Here is a 16,860-nt window from a genome sequence, read left to right as displayed (position 1 = left end):
CACGATCGCAGCCATCCCTCACTGGACTACCGCGGCAGGCGAGCCATCCCTCACTGGACTACAACCCCGCCCCGGCCGAGAGCCCCGAGACCCGGGTCCCGGAGCGTCCCGGAGGCGCGGGTCAGCGCTTGACGCGCAGCGGCACCTTCACCGTGCGGCTGGCGCCGTGCCCGTTCTTGGCCCGCACGACGAGGGTGTAGCGACCGACGGCCAGGGTGCGTCCGCCGATCCGGCCCGAGAGTCGGAGCGTGCGGTGGCCGGCCGCGAGTCGCTTGGTCACCCGGGCCACGGTCCGCGACCGCCCCGCCCGCTTGACCTCGACGGTCACCTTCGCCCCCTGGGTGAGCGCGATGCGCGCCCGCACTGTCCTCGGCGAGCGGGGCGACCCGACACGGTGGATGGCGCGGCGGTTGGTCCGCACCTTCAGGCCCGGGCGCGCCCACGACACCGTCGTGGTGACGAACCGGACGGTCTCGTTCCCGGCGGCGTCGGTGACCACGAGCCTCACGTTGTACGTGCCCGGCCGCTCGTAGGTGTGCCGGACGCTCGTGCCGGCGTCGGGGCTCAGCTCGCTGAATCCCCACGTGGCCGAGACGGGGCCCCATGCGTCGGAGGCCGTCACCGAGTACGTCACGCGGCGATCGGTCTTCGCCCTGGCGGGAGCGTCGACGGACACGATGGTGGGCGCCACGGCGTCGAAGGTGCGGGTCTGCACGGTGTTGTCCACGCCGTTGATCCGGCTCCACACCGAGGTGAGGTTGCCGTCGCGGTCCCACGCCACCTGCGGCTCGGGGGAGGGGAGCCGGCGGTCGGTGATGGGCCCCGTCAGGTCGTCGACGGCGACCCAGCCCTGGCCCGCGGGTCGGCGGGCCACCTGGACGAACGGCCGCCCGGCCGGGTCCCGGTTGACCCACGTCGCGGCGGTGCTGCCGCTCGCGTCGACGACCAGCGAGACGTCCGAAGCGGGTCCGAAGAGGGGGTAGAAGGAGGCCGGGCCGCCCCATGCGCCGTCGACCCGGTCGGCGTGGAAGACGTACGAGCCGGCCGCGACGTCCTGGATCCAGGCGGCGGTCACCCGGCCGGCGGGGAGTGCGACGAGCGCGGCCTGCCCGATCGCACCGGTCGCGACGGTCTCCGGTGCCGACCAGCTGCCGCCCGCGGGGCGACGGGCGCTGACCAGGCTCCCGCCCTCGACGGTCGTGTCGGGCCAGGCGAGGGTGGTGGTGCCGTCCGGTGCCACGGCGACGACCGGGTCCCCGACGTCGTCGGTGGTGGCCACCTCGACGGGCTCGGCCCACGCGCTGCCCGCGGCTCGCGTCGCGGCGCCCACGTGGTCCTCGGGCGCGGGCATCGGCGGGGCACCGCGGTCGTTGCTGCGCCAGGTCACCGCGGCCGAGCCGTCGTCGGCGACGTCGAGGTCGGCGCGGTAGGCGTACTGGTCGGCGGGCGAGACGTCCACCGGGCTCGACCAGGTGCCGTCGAGGGCGCGCGTCGCGGCCCGGACCACACCGTCCGCGACCCAGGTGGCCGTGGTGTTCCCGTCCGCGGCGGCGTCGGCCTCGACGTCGAGCTGCGTTGCAGCGGACGTCGCCGCCGTGCCGAGCGCGACGGGCGCCGACCAGGTCCCCGAGGTCGAGCGTGACGAGGCCAGGACGGTGCTGCCGGCGGCCGACGCCTGGCCCCAGACGACGGTCGTCGGCCCCCCTGCGTGCCCGCTGGCGATCGCCGGAGCGGAGACCTCGGCGGCGCGGGCGGAGAGGTCGACCGGGGCCGACCAGGCGCCCTGGGCATGGGTGCTCGCGACCAGGCGGTTCGAGGCCCCGCCGGCGGACGCCCGGTCGGTGGCCACCCACACGGCGCTCACCGCGCCGGAGGCGTCTGCGCTGACCCTCGCGCCGCGCGCCTGGTCGCTCGTCCCGGACAGCGTGGCGGTCGGCGTCCAGCCCTCGGGCTCGACCACCGGCGCGGCGGCGGTCGGGACGGCGGTCAGCAGGCTGCCGGCGACGGCGAGGCTGACGATGGCGGGCGCGGACGCGCGCACGACTCTCTGCATGGTGTTCCCCCGTGGTGAGACAGCGCCGGCGATCGCCGGCGACCATGGGACGCACCGTACGACGACTTGGTTGTGGGACCTCCGCCCAGCGGCCGCGAAACGATTGGCAGGCCCGCGCCCCCACGCCGTACGATCACCGCAGGCGTCTGAGCCGTCATCAGCGGCGAGCCTCGGGAAGAACGGGTGCGGCGATCCGGCCGCCACCTCACTAGACCCCGACGGGTACGGCCCGACACAGCCGCAACGAAGCGGGGATCCGCAGGATCCCAAGCGAGGTGGTACCGCGGCACCCTCCGTCGGAGGTGGTCGTCCTCGCGGGTTTCGAGACAGGACTTCGTCCTTCCTCAACCAGCGAGAGAGAGCCGATGACGTACCCCAAGGTGAGCCACACCGACGCCACCACCGTGGCGAGCAGCCCGCGCTTCCCGGAGATCGAGGAGGCGGTGCTCGCCTACTGGGAGGCTGACGACACCTTCCGCGCGAGCGTCGAGCAGCGCGAGGCGGGCACCGACGGCGCCAACGAGTTCGTCTTCTACGACGGCCCGCCCTTCGCCAACGGCCTCCCGCACTACGGCCACCTGCTCACCGGCTACGTCAAGGACCTCGTCCCGCGCTACCAGACGATGCGCGGCAAGCGCGTCGAGCGCCGCTTCGGCTGGGACACCCACGGCCTGCCCGCCGAGCTCGAGGCGATGCGCCTCAACGGCATCAAGACGACCGACGAGATCGTCGAGCTGGGCATCGAGAAGTTCAACGAGGCCTGCCGCCAGTCCGTCCTCAAGTACACCGGCGAGTGGCGCGACTACGTCACCCGCCAGGCGCGCTGGGTCGACTTCGACAACGACTACCGCACCATGAACCCCGAGTTCATGGAGTCGGTCATCTGGGCGTTCAAGCAGCTGCACGACAAGGGCCTGGTCTACGAGGGCTTCCGCGTGCTGCCCTACTGCTGGCAGGACGAGACGCCGCTGTCCAACCACGAGCTGCGCATGGACGACGACGTCTACCAGATGCGCCAGGACCCGGCCGTCACCGTCGGCTACGACGTCACGACCGACGGCGACTTCAAGGGCGTCAAGGTCCTCGTCTGGACGACGACGCCGTGGACGCTGCCGTCCAACCTCGCGGTCATGGTCGGCGAGGACATCGACTACGTGGTGGTGGAGTCCGACGGCCCCACCGGCAGCACCGAGCGGTACCTCCTCGCCGAGGCGCGGCTCGCGTCGTACGCCCGCGAGCTGGGCGAGAGCCCCGAGGTCACCTGGCGCGGCACCGGCGCCGACCTCGTCGGCCTGGAGTACGCCCCGCCGTTCTCCTACTACGCCGGCCACGCGCGCGCCTTCCGCCTCGTGCCCGCCGAGTTCGTCACCACCACCGACGGCACCGGCCTGGTGCACACCGCCGGCGCCTTCGGTGAGGACGACAAGGTCGTCACCGACCGCGAGGGCATCGAGGCGGTCATGCCGGTCGGCAAGGACGGCCGGTTCACCTTCCCGGTCACCGACTACGAGGGCATGCAGGTCTTCGACGCCAACCTGCACGTGATCGACCACCTCAAGGCCGCGACGAAGGGGGACGGCGACACCGGGTCCGTCACGCCCGGCACCGTCCTCGTGCGCCGCGAGACCTACGACCACTCCTACCCGCACTGCTGGCGCTGCCGGCAGCCGCTGATCTACAAGGGCGTCTCGTCGTGGTTCGTCGAGGTGACCAAGGTCAAGGAGCGCCTGATGGCGCTCAACCAGGAGATCCGCTGGGTCCCCGACCACATCAAGGACGGCCAGTTCGGCAAGTGGCTGGAGAACGCCCGCGACTGGTCGATCACCCGCAACCGCTTCTGGGGCTCCCCGGTGCCGGTGTGGAAGTCCGACGACGAGCACCACCCCCGCATCGACGTCTACGGGTCCTTCGAGGAGCTCGAGCGCGACTTCGGCACGCTGCCGCGCGACAAGGACGGCAACCCCGACCTGCACCGGCCGTTCGTCGACGAGCTGACCCGCCCCAACCCGGACGACCCCACCGGGAAGTCGACGATGCGTCGCGTCACCGACGTGCTCGACGTGTGGTTCGACTCGGGCTCGATGTCCTTCGCCCAGGTGCACTACCCGTTTGAGAACAAGGACTGGTTCGACAACCACTTCCCGGGCGACTTCATCGTCGAGTACATCGGCCAGACCCGCGGCTGGTTCTACACGATGCACGTCCTGGCCGGCGCGATCTTCGACCGCCCCGCGTTCTCGACGTGCGTCAGCCACGGCATCGTGCTCGGCAACGACGGCCAGAAGATGTCGAAGAGCCTGCGCAACTACCCCGACGTGCGCGAGGTCTTCGACCGCGACGGTGCCGACGCGATGCGCTGGTTCCTCATGTCGAGCCCGATCCTGCGCGGCGGCAACCTCATCGTCACCGAGCAGGGGATCCGCGACTCCGTGCGGCAGGTGCTGATCCCGCTGTGGAACAGCTGGTCGTTCTTCAGCCTCTACGCCAACGCCGCCGACGGCGGCGCCGGCCGCGAGGCGACCTGGCGCACCGACAGCGCGCACCCGATGGACCGCTACATCCTGGCCAAGCTGCGCGACCACGTCGCGACGATGACCGACCAGCTCGACAACTACGAGGTGGCGGCGGCGTGCGACTCCACGCGCACCTTCCTCGACGTGCTGACCAACTGGTACATCCGTCGCTCCCGCGAACGGTTCTGGGACGAGGACGGCGACGCCTTCGACACCCTCCACACCGTGCTCGAGGTGGTCTGCCGGGTGACGGCGCCGCTGCTGCCGCTGACGACCGAGGAGGTCTGGCGCGGCCTGACCGGCGAGCGGTCGGTCCACCTGACCGACTGGCCGGACGCTGACACGCTGCCGGGCGACGACGCGCTCGTGGCCGCGATGGACACGGTGCGCGACGTCTGCTCCGCGGGCTCCGCGCTGCGCAAGGCCGCCAACCTCCGCAACCGGCTCCCGCTCTCGCGGCTCACCGTGGTCACCGACACCGACCTGTCGGGCTTCGAGCAGCTGGTCGCCGACGAGCTCAACCTCAAGGCCGTCGACCTGCTCGCGGCCGACGCCCCCGAGGCCGAGGCGTACGGCGTCTCGCAGCGGCTGACCGTCAACGCGCGCTCCGCCGGTCCGCGCCTGGGCAAGGACGTCCAGCTCGCCATCAAGGGCTCGAAGTCCGGTGACTGGTCGGTGGCCGAGGACGGCACCGTCACCGCGGGCGGGCTGGCGCTCGTCGAGGGGGAGTACGCCCTCGAGACCGTCGCCGGGTCCGCCGACGACGACACCGCGATCGGCGTGCTGCCGCGCGGCGGCTTCGTGGTGCTCGACACCGCCCTCACGCCGGAGCTCGAGGCCGAGGGCACCGCCCGCGACCTGGTCCGCGCGGTGCAGCAGGCCCGCAAGGACGCCGGCCTCCAGGTCAGCGACCGGATCGCCCTGACGGTGTCGGGCCCGGCCGCGACCCTCGACGCGGCCCGCACCCACGAGGCGATGGTCGCCGAGGAGACGCTGGCCACCTCGGTGTCCTACGCCGAGGCCGGCGAGGTCTCGGTCGAGGTCGCGAAGGCCTGAGCGTCGGTGACGCGTCGGCGGGCTGGTTGAATCGTGGGCATGGCCCACCTCGACCTGTCCGCCGACGTCGTCACCCTCACCCAGCAGCTCGTCGACACCTTCTCGGTCAGCCACCACGAGCAGGAGATCGCCGACGCCGTGGAGGCGGCGCTGCGCCCCCTGCCGCACCTCACCGTGACCCGCCGCGGGCACACGGTCGTCGCGCGCACCGACCTCGGTCGCGGCGAGCGCGTGGTGATCGCCGGCCACCTCGACACCGTGCCGCTCAACGACAACCTGCCGTCGCGGCTCGAGGACGGGATCCTGCACGGACTCGGCACCTGCGACATGAAGGGCGGCGACGCGGTCATGCTCAAGCTGGCCGTCGACCTCACCGAGCCCAACCGCGACCTCACCTTCATCTTCTACGAGGCCGAGGAGGTCGACTCGATCCACAACGGGCTGCGCAAGCTCACCGAGAGCGACCCCGACCTGCTCGAGGCCGACTTCGCGATCCTCATGGAGCCCAGCAACGCCGCGATCGAGGCGGGCTGCCAGGGCACCATGCGCGTCGACGTCCGCACGACGGGGGAGCGGGCCCACAGCGCCCGCAGCTGGAAGGGCGTCAACGCCATCCACCGAGCCGGCCCGGTCCTGGCGCGCCTCAACGACTACGTCGCCCGCGAGCCGGAGATCGACGGCCTGACCTACCACGAGGGCCTCAACGCCACGGGGATCCGCGGTGGCGTCGCCGGCAACGTGATCCCCGACGAGTGCGTGGTGGAGGTCAACTTCCGCTTCGCCCCCGACCGCAGCGAGGCCGACGCGGAGGCGTTCGTGCGTGACTTCTTCGACGGCTTCGAGGTCACCGTCACCGACCTGGCCGCCGGCGCCCTCCCCGGGCTGGACCGTCCCGCGGCCAAGGCGTTCGTCGACGCGGTCGGCGGCGACCCGGCGCCCAAGTTCGGCTGGACCGACGTCGCGCAGTTCACCAGGCTGGGCGTGCCCGCGGTCAACTTCGGCCCGGGCGACCCGATGTTCGCCCACAAGCAGGACGAGCACGTCCCGGTCGAGCACGTCGAGCGCTGCGAGCGGGTGCTGAAGGAGTGGCTGTCGTGAGCGGCGAGCAGCCCCACGACCGGATGCGCGGCCCGGTCGTCGAGCGTCGCGGCCAGGTCCACGACGGCTCGACCACCGACCAGCGGCTGCTCGACTCCCGCGGCCCCACGGACTGGCTGCACTCGGACACGTGGCGCGTGCTCCGCATCCAGGCCGAGTTCGTCGAGGGCTTCGGGGCGCTCGCCGAGACCGGCCCGGCGATCGCGGTCTTCGGCTCCGCGCGCACGCCCGCCGACCACCCCCACTACGCGGTCGGCGAGGAGGTCGGCCGCAAGCTCGTCGAGGCCGGCTTCGCGGTGATCACCGGCGGCGGGCCCGGGGCGATGGAGGCCGCCAACAAGGGGGCCTGCGAGGCGGGCGGCGCCAGCCTCGGCCTCGGGATCGAGCTGCCCTTCGAGTCCGGCCTCAACCAGTGGGTCGACAAGGGCATCAACTTCCGCTACTTCTTCGCCCGCAAGACCATGTTCGTCAAGTACTCGCAGGGCTTCGTGGTGCTGCCCGGCGGGCTCGGCACCCTCGACGAGCTGTTCGAGGCGCTCACCCTCGTGCAGACCGGCAAGGTCACCTCGTTCCCGATCGTCCTGATCGGCACCGCGTACTGGAAGGGCATGATCGACTGGCTGCGCGAGACCGTCCTGGCCGAGGGCAAGATCAAGCCGGCCGACCTCGACATGCTGGTCCTGACCGACGACGTCGACGAGGCCGTCTCGCTGATGGTGCAGGCCCGCGAGGACCGGACATGATGTGGCTGTTCGCGGTCCTCGTGGTGCTCGCGATGGCGGGCGTCGCGCTGGTCGCGTCCGGTCGCGGCGGGTCGATGCCGCCGGCCCACGACGACCGGCCGGACCTGGCGCTGCCGACCGACCGCGCGATCGGGGCCGCCGACCTGCGGGCCGTACGCTTCCCGCTCGCCGTGCGCGGCTACCGGATGTCCGACGTCGACGCGCTGCTCGCGCGGCTGGCCACCGAGCTCGAGGACGGTCGGGGGACCTCGTCTGGCGACCTCGACCGGGCCTAGGGCAGACTCCGGCGGCATGTCGTTCCCGATCGTGGTCTGGATCCTCACGGCCCTGGCGGCCGTGGTGGTCGTGCTGACCCGCCTGCGCCTGCGCGGCGAGGACGCGGCCGGCCGGCTGTCCATCAACCCGCGACTCCCCGCCGCGCACTTCGTCGCGGGGTCCCTCGCCCTGGTGCTGTGGCTCGGGGTGCTCGTCGCCCCGGAGGACTCGCTCGTCGGTGGCCCGCTGGTCGGGATCGTCGCCGTCGCGGCCTGGTGGGTCACCGCGCTGTGCGGCGTGCTGATCCTCGCCCGCTGGCTGCCCACCAAGGGCCGGCACGCGCCCGCGGCGTCCGGTGACGGCTGGAGCGACGGCCCCGGGCTCTCGCTCCTCGCCCACCTCGGCATGGTCGTCGGCGTGCTGGTGTTCACCTACGCCTACCTCACGGCGGCGGTGTGAGGGCCCTGCGCCGCGCGCTCGCGGTCGCCTGCCTGGCCGGGACCGCGCTGACCGCGACCGGTCCCGCCCCGGCCGTCGCCGTCCGCGCCGACGCCGAGCGTCCGGCGGTGGTCGAGACCCGCACCATCGGCCACTCCGTGCGGGGCCGTCCGATCCGCGCCTTCCGCCTCGGCGAGCCTGGCCGGCGCCGCATCGTGATGGTCTCCACCATGCACGGCAACGAGCCCCACACCCGGGCGATCCTGGAGAGCCTGCGCGACGGGCGTGCCATCCGGGGCGTCGACCTGTGGGTCGTGCCCACCTACAACCCCGACGGCCTCGCCCGCGGCACCCGCCGCAACGCCCACGGCGTCGACCTGAACCGCAACTTCCCCTACGCGTGGGCCGACCTCGACGGCAGCTACGAGTCGGGCCCGCGGGCGGCGAGCGAGCCGGAGACCCGCGCGATGATGCGGTTCCTGCGCGACGTCGACCCGCTGCGGGTGATCAGCTTCCACCAGCCGCTCAACGGGGTCGACACCGACACCAAGGACCCGCGGTTCGCGCGCCGCCTCGCCCGGGCGCTGCGGCTGCCGCGCACCTCGCTCGACTGCGGCGGGCTGTGCCACGGCACGATGACCATGTGGTTCAACCACCACTTCCGCGGCAGCGCGCTGACCGTGGAGTACGGCGCGCACCCGCCGCGACGGCGGATGGTCGTCGAGGCGCCCCGCCAGCTGCTCGGGCTGCTCCACGCGCACCGCACGTCGCGCGGTTGACCCGGAGAGGCGACGGGGCGTGCGGGTTCAGCGGCCGCGGAACTCCGGCTGCTGCTTGGCCACGAACGCGTCGACGGCGGCGAGGTGGTCCTCGGTGCCGCCGGTGAGCGCCATCTTCTCCGCCTCGAGGGCGAGCGACTCGTCGAGCGGGTGGGCGGCGGAGTGCGCCACCGCCTGGCGGATCGAGCCGTACGCGACCGTGGGGCCCGCGGCGAGGCGCGCCGCGAGGGCGTCGACGGCGTCCGCGAACCCGTCCTCGGCGACGACCTGCGTGGCCAGGCCCAGCTCGAGGGCCTCCTGGGCGCCGACGGTGCGCGGGAAGTAGAGCAGCTCCATCGCCCGGGCCTGCCCGACCAGCCGCGGCAGCGTCCAGCTCGAGCCGGTGTCGCACGACAGCGCCACGCCGGCGAACGAGGTGTTGAAGCCGGCCGAGTCGACGAGGACCCGGAAGTCGGCGGCGAACGCGAGGCTGGCTCCCGCCCCGGCCGCGACGCCGTTGACCGCGGCGATGACCGGCTTCGGCATCGTCGCCAGGGTGTGCACGATCGGGTTGTAGTGCCGCTCGACGGTGTCCGACAGCGGCACGTCCGCGTCGCCCCTGAGCCCGGCGAGGTGCTCCTTGAGGTCCTGGCCGACGCAGAACGCCCGCCCGCTGCCGGTGAGCACCACGCAGCGGACCTCCGGGTCGTCGGCCACCCGGCGCACCGTCTCGAGCAGCAGGTCCTTCGTCGCGACGTCGAGCCCGTTCATCGCCTCGGGCCGGTTGAGGGTGATCGTGGCGACCGCGTCGACGACCCGGAGCAGCACGGGGGCGTCGGACGGGGTGTCGGCGGGGGACGGGGTGGAGGTCGTCATGGGGGCAGTCTGCCGGACCGACATCCACCGCTCCGACGCCCTGTGGTGCCGATCACGCGTGACATGGGGGATACTGGACCCCGTACGACGCCGATCGAGGTGGCCAGCACGACACCGCCGCCTCGATTCGCATGTGAAGACTCCTCCATCGCCGGTAGATGGCAGAACAGGAAGAGGTGCGCCGATGGCCGCCATGAAGCCCCGCACGGGCGACGGACCGCTCGAGGTGACCAAGGAGGGCCGCGGCATCGTGATGCGCGTCCCGCTCGAGGGCGGTGGACGGCTGGTCGTCGAGCTCAACGCCGACGAGGCGGCAGCCCTGGGTGACGCCCTCAAGGACGTCGTCGGCTGATCGTGGCCACCTCAGCCCAGCTGCCCACGCAGGTCTCACCACCTGAGTTCGCCCTCAGCCCCGCGCTCCCGCACCAGATCGGCGGGGCGGAGGTCTGGGCCTTCCCGGTCCTCGCGGACGACGCCGGACCGCTGCTCGGCCCCGGCGCCGAGGAGGCGTCGGAGGCCCTCGGCCTCGACCTCCTCGCCGCGCTCGAGGCGTCGCGCGCCAGCGGTCGCGCCGGCGAGGTCACGACCGTCCCGGTCGCGGCGCTCCCCGACGACGGGGTCGGGCTCGTGCTGCTCGTCGGCGTCGGCGAGGGGTCGGTCACCGACTTCCGCCGGGCCGGCGCCGCGCTCGCCCGCGCGACCAAGGACCGCGCGAGCGTCGTCACGACCCTCGCCGCGATCGCGCCCGACGACGGCCTCGCAGCCGTCGTGGTGGGCGCCATGCTCGCCTCGTTCGGCTTCCACTGGCGCTCCGCCGGCCCGAAGGAGCAGCCGGTCGCCCGGATCGTGCTCGCCGGCGTGAGCGACGACGGCGCCGACGACGAGCTCGCCCGCGCGATCGCGCTGGGCGGTGCGGGCTGGCGCTCGCGGACGCTCGCGACGGTCCCGTCCAACCTGAAGAACCCCGCGTGGCTCGCCGAGCAGGCGGTCGAGGTCGGCGCTGCCGCCGGGCTCGAGGTCACGGTGTGGGACGAGGAGCGGCTGGCCGCGGAGGGCTTCGGCGGCGTCCTCGCCGTCGGCGGCGGCTCGGTGAGCCCGCCGCGCCTGATCCGCATGGACTACACGCCCCGCGGCGCCGGGAAGAAGATCCCCACCGTCGTCCTCGTCGGCAAGGGCATCACCTTCGACAGCGGCGGCCTCGACATCAAGCCGGCCGAGTCGATGCTGACGATGAAGCGCGACATGAGCGGCGGCGCCGCCGTGATCGCGACGATGGCCGCGCTGCGCGACGTCGACTGCCCGGTGCGGGTCGTCGGCCTGGTGCCGGCCGCGGAGAACTCGGTGAGCGGTTCCTCGATGCGTCCCGGCGACGTGATCACCCACGTCGGGGGACGGACGTCCGAGGTCAACAACACCGACGCCGAGGGACGGCTCGTCCTCGCCGACGCGATGGCCTACGCGGTCGCCGAGCTGGCGCCCGCCGCGCTCGTCGACGTCGCGACTCTCACCGGCGCGATGAAGGTCGCCCTCGGGCAGTGGACCGGCGGCTACTTCGCCAACCACGAGGGCCTCGCCGCGCACGTCGAGTCGGCCGCCGCCGCGTCCGGCGAGTCCGTGTGGCGGATGCCGCTGGTCGCCGACTACGAGGAGAAGGTGTCCTCCCGGATCGCCGACGGCGACAACGCCGCGGGCGGCGCCGGGGCGATCACCGCCGCGCTGTTCCTGCAGCACTTCGCCGGCGACGTCCCGTGGGTCCACGTCGACTTCGCGTCGGCCGCCGAGGCGCCCGCCGACCGGCACGAGTGGACCGCCGGCCCCAGCGGCTGGGGCCCGCGCCTGCTGCTGACCTGGCTCGGCTCCGACGACCCGCTGGCCGGGATCGCCTGATGCTCGGCCTCACCGTCCGCTGGTCCCTCGTCGGGGCCGCGGACGGGGTCGAGGAGGAGCTCGCCTCCTACGTCGCCGAGACCTCGCACGCCCGCTTCACCGGCATGGCGGGCCTGCGCCACAAGACGTGGCGCTGCGTGCCGGGGCAGTGGTTCGAGGGCTGCTACGTCTTCGCCTCCGACGAGGCGCGCGCCGCGTTCCAGCGCGACTTCACCGCCGGCGCGGCCGACGCGCCGGGCTCGCGGATCGTCGGCTCGCCCCCGGTCCTCGTCGAGGCGTGCGACGTCGTCGCCGTCGCGGAGGGCTGGGACGGCTTCCTCGCCTCCCCGCGCTTCTGACCCCGCCGACCACGGCGTGCGTCGAGCGGACACCGGTGCGCTCGAGCACGCCCGTGGCGCCGACTGGTCAGGCTCTCGCTGAACTTGTCAGGCCGTGCACGGCCTGACAAGTTCAGCGATCCCCGGCTGACCGGGGATCGCTGAAGGAGGGACGGAGGAGGGACGCCGAGGACGCCGGGTGACCTGGTGCCCGGCTCAGGCCTCGGGGGCCCACTCCTTCTTGGCGGCCAGGAGGCCGTCGCCGACCGGCAGCAGCACCGGCACCAGCGCGTCGTGCTCGAGGATCGTGCGGCCGAGGTCGCGGATGGTGACGGTCTCCTCGTCGCGCTGGGCGGGGTCGGCGACCCGGTCGTGCCACAGGGCGTTGTCGAAGGCCACCACGCCGCCCGGCCGCAGCAGCCGCAGCGCCTCCTTGAGGTACGCGGCGTACTCGCGCTTGTCGCCGTCGCAGAAGACCAGGTCGTAGTGGCCGTCGGTGAGCCGGGGGAGCACGTCGAGCCCGGCGCCGGCGATCGTGCGGGCACGGTTGCCGGGGATGCCGGCCTCGGTGAACGTCTCCTTGGCGAGGCGCTGGTGCTCGGCCTCGATGTCGACGGTGGTGAGCACGCCGTCCGAGCGCATGCCGCGCAGCATCCACAGCCCGGAGACGCCGGTGCCGGTGCCGATCTCGACGACCGCGCGGGCGTCGAGCACCGACGCGAGGAAGCGCAGGGCTGCGCCGGCGCCGGGACCGACCGGCGTCACGCCGACCTCCTCGGCGCGGCTGCGGGCGGAGGCCAGGATCTCGTCCTCCGCCACGAACGTCTCGGCGTAGGACCAGCTCGCGGGCTTGATCGGCGTGGTGATGACGGGCCTCCTGGGTCGACGCCGGCGGTGCGCGTGGAGCGCCCCGCTCAGGCGGGTCGACTCTATCGCGCCGCCGCCCCCGGACGTGGCCGGGAACACAGCGGGGTGGTCGGTCGTTGGGCGGGGAGAAGTTCTTGGTCGGAGCGCACCGAGTTCACAGCGAACTCTCAGGCGCGGTCCCTAGCGTGAGGAAGGACAGCGAACCGGTGCAGCTACGGTCGAAGAGGACGACGAGCCAGGGGGCTCCCGTGGGCAAGCAGGCCGAGACGACTCCCGGAGCGGACGCGGCCGGGCTGCCCTCGTGGGACGAGATCGTCGAGCAGCACTCCGACCGGGTCTTCCGGCTCGCCTACCGGCTCACCGGCAACCGTCCCGACGCCGAGGACCTCACCCAGGAGGTCTTCGTCCGGGTCTTCCGCTCCCTCGACACCTACACGCCCGGCACCTTCGAGGGCTGGCTGCACCGGATCACCACCAACCTCTTCCTCGACGGCGCCCGCCGCAAGCAGCGGATCCGGTTCGACGCGCTGTCCGACGAGCGCGCCGCCCGGCTGACCAGCCCGAACGTCGGCCCCGAGTTGGCCGTCGCCGACCAGACGTTCGACGACGACATCGAGACCGCTCTCGCCACGTTGCCGCCCGACTTCCGCGCCGCCGTCGTGCTGTGCGACGTGGAGGGTCTCAGCTACGAGGAGATCGCGGAGATCATGGGCGCCAAGCTCGGCACCGTGCGCTCCCGGATCCACCGTGGCCGCACCATGCTCCGCAAGGCGCTCGCCCACCGCGAGCCCGCGGCCGGTCGCCAGCGCTACTCCGGACCGGTCGCGGCCCGCGCGCGGGAGGTGGGGTCGTGGTGACGCACCTCGGCTCGCGGGTCAGCGCGCTCCTCGACGGGCACCTCGCGCCCGAGGAGGAGGAGCGCTGCTGGGACCACGTCCACTCCTGCCACGCCTGCCGCGACCTGGTCGAGCAGGAGGGCCGGGTCAAGACCCAGCTGGCGCAGCTGTCGTGGGGGCCGTCGTCGTGCTCGCGCGACCTGAAGTCCTCGCTGCTGGGCGGCTGCTCGAGCCTCACCCCGCCGCCGTTCCCGACCTCGCCGTCGCGCAGCCGCCGCGGCCTGGTCGCCCTCGGGGGAGGGGCCGCCGGCGCCTGCGTCGTCGGCGTGCTGGCGCTCGGCGTGGCGGGCGGGCCGCAGGTCCAGCCGCGCCCGCCGGCCACCGACCTCGGCCGGCCGACCGGGTCCGCGACGCCGGTCGGCACGACCGACGACCGGGGCGTGCGCAACCCGGTCGCACCCTCCCGGACGCCCCTGGCCGAGCGGTTGGTGGCGATCCGGGAGAAGATTGCCCCGTGACCGACGAGCACCCCTCCGACGAGCAGGGCCCCGACCGCGCCGCTGAGCACGCCGGGGACGAGCCCACCCAGCCCCTCGCGGGCTGGCGGCCGACCGCCTCCGGGCCGTCGCCGGAGCCGGACCCCGCGCCCGGCGAGCGACCGGTCGAGGGCCCGGTCGAGAACGCAGTCGAGAACGCAGTCGAGGGCCCGGCCGACGAGCCTGCGCGCCCCGCCCAGCCGCAGGGCCTGCCGTACGGGGACACCGGGGACGCGCGCCCCGCCGGCGACACCGGGGAGCCCGGGACCTCGGGCGTCTCCGACCCGACGCCCGCGTCGGTGCCGTCTTCCGCGCCCGCGCCCGCCACGGTGCCGCTCGGCCCGCCGCCCTACGCCGTTCCCGGCCCCTACGCCGCCCCCGGCCCGCACCCGGGCGGACCGGTCGGCCCCTACCCCGGTCCGAGCTACCCCGGTCCCGGCTACGGCGCCCACGTCGCGCGCCCCGCCCCCCGACGTACGCCGCTGTGGATCTGGCCGGCGGTCGCCGCGGTCGCGCTGGTGGTCGGCATCCTCGGCGGCTTCGCCGGCGGCGCCCTGCAGGACCAGCTCGCCTCGCAGCGCGGCACCGTCGACGACGGCCTCGACGGGGTCCGCACCCGGTCCGCCGCTCCGCTGGACGCCGACAACGGCTCGGTGCCCGCGGTCGCCCAGGCGCTGCTGCCGAGCACGGTGCAGATCGTCGCCGAGTTCGACGGCCAGGCCTCCGGCGCCACCGGCTCGGGCTTCGTGCTCGACCGCGAGGGCCACGTCGTGACCAACAACCACGTGGTCGCCTCCGCCGCCTCCGACGACGGCCCGATCGTGGTGATCGACCACCTCGGCGACCGGCACCGGGCCACGGTGGTCGGGCGCAGCTCGGTCTACGACCTCGCCGTGCTCAAGGTCGCCGAGTCCGACGGCCTGGAGCCCGCCGCGCTCGGCGCGTCCCAGGTCCTCCGCGTGGGCGACCCGGTGATCGCCTTCGGTGCCCCGCTCGGGCTGAGCCAGACGGTCACCTCCGGCATCGTCAGCGCGCTCAACCGTCCGGTCACCACCTCGGGGGAGTCCGACGACGACTCGTCCTACATCAACGCCGTGCAGACCGACGCCGCGATCAACCCGGGCAACTCCGGTGGCCCGCTGGTCAACCTCGCCGGCGAGGTCGTGGGCGTGAACTCAGCGATCGCCACCACCGGCGGCGCGTCCACCGAGGCCGGCAACATCGGCGTCGGGTTCGCGATCCCGATCGAGCAGGTCCGCACCACGGTCGACCAGATCCTGCGCACCGGGAAGGCGGAGTACCCCGTCATCGGCGCCCAGGTCCGCACCGCCGGCGAGCCCGACTCGGAGGGCGCCACGATCACCGAGGTGATGCCGGGGACGCCGGCCGAGCGTGCCGGGCTGCGGCAGGACGACGTGATCACCCGCGTCGACGACCAGCCGGTCAACGACGGCATCGCGCTGATCGTCGCGATCCGCACCCACCTGCCGGGCGAGACCGTCGAGATGTCGGTGCTGCGCGGCGGGGAGGAGCAGGTCGTCCAGGTCGAGCTCGACGGCAAGGTCGGCTAGCCGGCCGCGGGATCCCGCTCGTCGGTGACCGGGCCGGACGTCACTCCGGCCGGTCGGCGCCGGTCTCGCTCTCGATGAACGGGTGCTGGTCGACGAACTGCCGGGTCTCGGCGTACATCCGCTGGATGAACTCCTCGAGCTGCACCCGCTCCACGCGCCACTGGCCGCGCCCGCCGATCTTGATGGCGGGGAGGTCGCCGCGCCGGACGAGGGCGTAGACCTGGGCGCTGGAGGTGTTGAGCACCTCGGCGACGTCGGCCAGCGTCAGGAAGCGGGGGTCCTCGGGCATGGGGTCATCGTGCCACCCGGGGCGAGCGCCCGGCGCACGCCGGCCCGGTGCCTGTGGAGAGCCAGGTGTGAAGTGGCCCGCCGCGGGCAATGATGCAGCCGTGTCCCGGAAACCCCAGCAGGCCACCCACCACGTCGACGTGCCACCGGCCAGCCGCACCCGACCGCCCGGGTGGCGCGACCCACGCCTGTGGGTCGGGGTGGCGCTGGTGACCGGGTCGGTCGTGGCCGGCGCCCGCATCATGGCGGCGGCCGACGACCTCACCCCGGTGTGGTCGGCCTCCGGTGACCTGGTCGCGGGCGACACCATCGGCGCCGACGACCTCGTGGCCGCGCGGGTGCGCTTCGACGACGCGGAGGACCGCGAGCGCTACCTCCCGGTCGACGCCGAGCTGCCCGCCGGCCTCACGCTCACCCGTCCGCTGGCGGAGGGCGAGCTGGTGCCCGCCGCCGCGCTCGGCGCCGCGGAGGACGACGGACGCGTCGAGGTCTCCATCGCGGTGCCCGCCGAGCACGTCCCGACGGGCCTCGCGCGCGGCTCTCGCGTCGACGTCTGGGTGATCGGGGAGGACCGTCGCTCGCGGGCCGACGCCGAGCTGGTGCTCTCGGACGTGCTGGTCCTCGACGCCCCCGTCGTGACCGACGCGTTCGCCGCGGCGACCTCGCGCCAGCTGGTGCTCGCCCTGCCCGCCGCCGAGGAGGAGCCGCTGGCGCAGGTGCTGGCGGCCAGCGGGGACGACCGCGTCCGCGTCGTCGGCAGGGGCTGAG

General features: G+C 73.8%; 17 protein-coding genes. 13 read left to right on the top strand and 4 right to left on the bottom strand.

Features of this window, described 5'->3' with window-relative positions; all coding sequences use genetic code 11:
• Positions 1 to 121: 121 nt before the first annotated feature.
• Positions 122 to 2,053: a PKD domain-containing protein gene (locus LN652_RS07930; protein ID WP_230444124.1), complete on the bottom strand. Its 1,932-nt coding sequence runs from the start codon at positions 2,051 to 2,053 to the stop codon at positions 122 to 124.
• 365 nt (positions 2,054 to 2,418) lie between these two features.
• On the opposite strand from LN652_RS07930, the gene ileS reads away from it, so the two are divergent.
• Genes ileS through LN652_RS07900 form a run of 6 tightly spaced genes read left to right on the top strand, consistent with a single transcriptional unit; the run spans position 2,419 to position 8,935 of the window.
• Positions 2,419 to 5,622, top strand: a complete 3,204-nt coding sequence (gene ileS / locus LN652_RS07925; protein WP_230444123.1) for an isoleucine--tRNA ligase — start codon at positions 2,419 to 2,421, stop codon at positions 5,620 to 5,622.
• Between the two features lie 39 nt (positions 5,623 to 5,661).
• Positions 5,662 to 6,720, top strand: a complete 1,059-nt coding sequence (dapE, locus tag LN652_RS07920; protein WP_230444122.1) for a succinyl-diaminopimelate desuccinylase — start codon at positions 5,662 to 5,664, stop codon at positions 6,718 to 6,720.
• 23 nt (positions 6,721 to 6,743) lie between these two features.
• The gene (locus tag LN652_RS07915) at positions 6,744 to 7,463 is read left to right on the top strand and encodes an LOG family protein (protein ID WP_230444709.1); all 720 of its coding nucleotides are present in this window, start codon (positions 6,744 to 6,746) and stop codon (positions 7,461 to 7,463) included.
• Positions 7,460 to 7,738, top strand: coding sequence for a DivIVA domain-containing protein (locus LN652_RS07910; RefSeq protein ID WP_230444121.1), 279 nt, complete (start codon positions 7,460 to 7,462; stop codon positions 7,736 to 7,738). Before LN652_RS07915 ends, LN652_RS07910 begins: the two co-directional genes overlap by 4 nt.
• Positions 7,739 to 7,754: 16 nt before the next feature.
• Complete coding sequence (locus LN652_RS07905) at positions 7,755 to 8,177, top strand: hypothetical protein (RefSeq protein ID WP_230444120.1); 423 nt, start codon at positions 7,755 to 7,757, stop codon at positions 8,175 to 8,177.
• Complete coding sequence (locus tag LN652_RS07900) at positions 8,174 to 8,935, top strand: M14 family zinc carboxypeptidase (protein ID WP_230444119.1); 762 nt, start codon at positions 8,174 to 8,176, stop codon at positions 8,933 to 8,935. The genes LN652_RS07905 and LN652_RS07900 overlap by 4 nt, the downstream gene beginning before the upstream one ends.
• Positions 8,936 to 8,962: 27 nt before the next feature.
• On the opposite strand, the gene LN652_RS07895 is transcribed toward LN652_RS07900, so the two are convergent.
• The gene (locus LN652_RS07895) at positions 8,963 to 9,790 is read right to left on the bottom strand and encodes an enoyl-CoA hydratase/isomerase family protein (RefSeq protein WP_230444118.1); all 828 of its coding nucleotides are present in this window, start codon (positions 9,788 to 9,790) and stop codon (positions 8,963 to 8,965) included.
• A 184-nt stretch (positions 9,791 to 9,974) separates the two neighbouring features.
• On the opposite strand from LN652_RS07895, the gene LN652_RS07890 reads away from it, so the two are divergent.
• The 3 genes from LN652_RS07890 to LN652_RS07880 are packed head-to-tail and all read left to right on the top strand — an operon-like array spanning position 9,975 to position 12,015.
• On the top strand, positions 9,975 to 10,142 hold the full coding sequence (locus LN652_RS07890; RefSeq protein WP_211730817.1) for a DUF3117 domain-containing protein: 168 nt from the start codon (positions 9,975 to 9,977) through the stop codon (positions 10,140 to 10,142).
• Positions 10,143 to 10,144: 2 nt separating this feature from the next.
• The gene (locus LN652_RS07885; RefSeq protein ID WP_230444117.1) at positions 10,145 to 11,677 is read left to right on the top strand and encodes a leucyl aminopeptidase family protein; all 1,533 of its coding nucleotides are present in this window, start codon (positions 10,145 to 10,147) and stop codon (positions 11,675 to 11,677) included.
• Positions 11,677 to 12,015: a hypothetical protein gene (locus LN652_RS07880; protein WP_230444116.1), complete on the top strand. Its 339-nt coding sequence runs from the start codon at positions 11,677 to 11,679 to the stop codon at positions 12,013 to 12,015. The genes LN652_RS07885 and LN652_RS07880 overlap by 1 nt, the downstream gene beginning before the upstream one ends.
• A 195-nt stretch (positions 12,016 to 12,210) precedes the next feature.
• On the opposite strand, the gene LN652_RS07875 is transcribed toward LN652_RS07880, so the two are convergent.
• The gene (locus LN652_RS07875; protein WP_407941547.1) at positions 12,211 to 12,849 is read right to left on the bottom strand and encodes an O-methyltransferase; all 639 of its coding nucleotides are present in this window, start codon (positions 12,847 to 12,849) and stop codon (positions 12,211 to 12,213) included.
• Between the two features lie 260 nt (positions 12,850 to 13,109).
• Between LN652_RS07875 and sigE the strand changes: the two genes are divergently transcribed.
• Genes sigE through LN652_RS07860 form a run of 3 tightly spaced genes read left to right on the top strand, consistent with a single transcriptional unit; the run spans position 13,110 to position 15,804 of the window.
• The gene (gene sigE / locus LN652_RS07870) at positions 13,110 to 13,718 is read left to right on the top strand and encodes an RNA polymerase sigma factor SigE (RefSeq protein WP_230444115.1); all 609 of its coding nucleotides are present in this window, start codon (positions 13,110 to 13,112) and stop codon (positions 13,716 to 13,718) included.
• Complete coding sequence (locus LN652_RS07865) at positions 13,712 to 14,215, top strand: anti-sigma factor (protein WP_230444114.1); 504 nt, start codon at positions 13,712 to 13,714, stop codon at positions 14,213 to 14,215. Before sigE ends, LN652_RS07865 begins: the two co-directional genes overlap by 7 nt.
• The gene (locus LN652_RS07860; protein ID WP_230444113.1) at positions 14,212 to 15,804 is read left to right on the top strand and encodes a S1C family serine protease; all 1,593 of its coding nucleotides are present in this window, start codon (positions 14,212 to 14,214) and stop codon (positions 15,802 to 15,804) included. Before LN652_RS07865 ends, LN652_RS07860 begins: the two co-directional genes overlap by 4 nt.
• 40 nt (positions 15,805 to 15,844) lie before the next feature.
• Here LN652_RS07860 and LN652_RS07855 read toward each other — a convergent pair whose 3' ends face one another.
• Positions 15,845 to 16,093: a helix-turn-helix domain-containing protein gene (locus LN652_RS07855; RefSeq protein WP_230444112.1), complete on the bottom strand. Its 249-nt coding sequence runs from the start codon at positions 16,091 to 16,093 to the stop codon at positions 15,845 to 15,847.
• 100 nt (positions 16,094 to 16,193) lie between these two features.
• Between LN652_RS07855 and LN652_RS07850 the strand changes: the two genes are divergently transcribed.
• A complete protein-coding gene (locus tag LN652_RS07850; RefSeq protein ID WP_230444111.1) occupies positions 16,194 to 16,859 on the top strand; it encodes an SAF domain-containing protein in 666 nt (221 codons plus the stop codon).
• The last annotated feature ends 1 nt before the right edge of the window (position 16,860 follow it).

It is taken from the genome of Nocardioides okcheonensis (assembly GCF_020991065.1).
GTDB lineage: Bacteria > Actinomycetota > Actinomycetes > Propionibacteriales > Nocardioidaceae > Nocardioides > Nocardioides okcheonensis.
This window is presented reverse-complemented; position numbering and strand designations above follow the sequence as displayed.

What these genes read in the sequence shown, in the direction of transcription:
- LN652_RS07930 (WP_230444124.1), bottom strand. Translation starts at nt 2,053, where the DNA reads ATGCAGAGAGTCGTGCGCGCGTCCGCGCCCGCCATCGTCAGCCTCGCC.
- ileS (WP_230444123.1), top strand. Translation starts at nt 2,419, where the DNA reads ATGACGTACCCCAAGGTGAGCCACACCGACGCCACCACCGTGGCGAGC.
- dapE (WP_230444122.1), top strand. Translation starts at nt 5,662, where the DNA reads ATGGCCCACCTCGACCTGTCCGCCGACGTCGTCACCCTCACCCAGCAG.
- LN652_RS07915 (WP_230444709.1), top strand. Translation starts at nt 6,744, where the DNA reads ATGCGCGGCCCGGTCGTCGAGCGTCGCGGCCAGGTCCACGACGGCTCG.
- LN652_RS07910 (WP_230444121.1), top strand. Translation starts at nt 7,460, where the DNA reads ATGATGTGGCTGTTCGCGGTCCTCGTGGTGCTCGCGATGGCGGGCGTC.
- LN652_RS07905 (WP_230444120.1), top strand. Translation starts at nt 7,755, where the DNA reads ATGTCGTTCCCGATCGTGGTCTGGATCCTCACGGCCCTGGCGGCCGTG.
- LN652_RS07895 (WP_230444118.1), bottom strand. Translation starts at nt 9,790, where the DNA reads ATGACGACCTCCACCCCGTCCCCCGCCGACACCCCGTCCGACGCCCCC.
- LN652_RS07890 (WP_211730817.1), top strand. Translation starts at nt 9,975, where the DNA reads ATGGCCGCCATGAAGCCCCGCACGGGCGACGGACCGCTCGAGGTGACC.
- LN652_RS07880 (WP_230444116.1), top strand. Translation starts at nt 11,677, where the DNA reads ATGCTCGGCCTCACCGTCCGCTGGTCCCTCGTCGGGGCCGCGGACGGG.
- LN652_RS07855 (WP_230444112.1), bottom strand. Translation starts at nt 16,093, where the DNA reads ATGCCCGAGGACCCCCGCTTCCTGACGCTGGCCGACGTCGCCGAGGTG.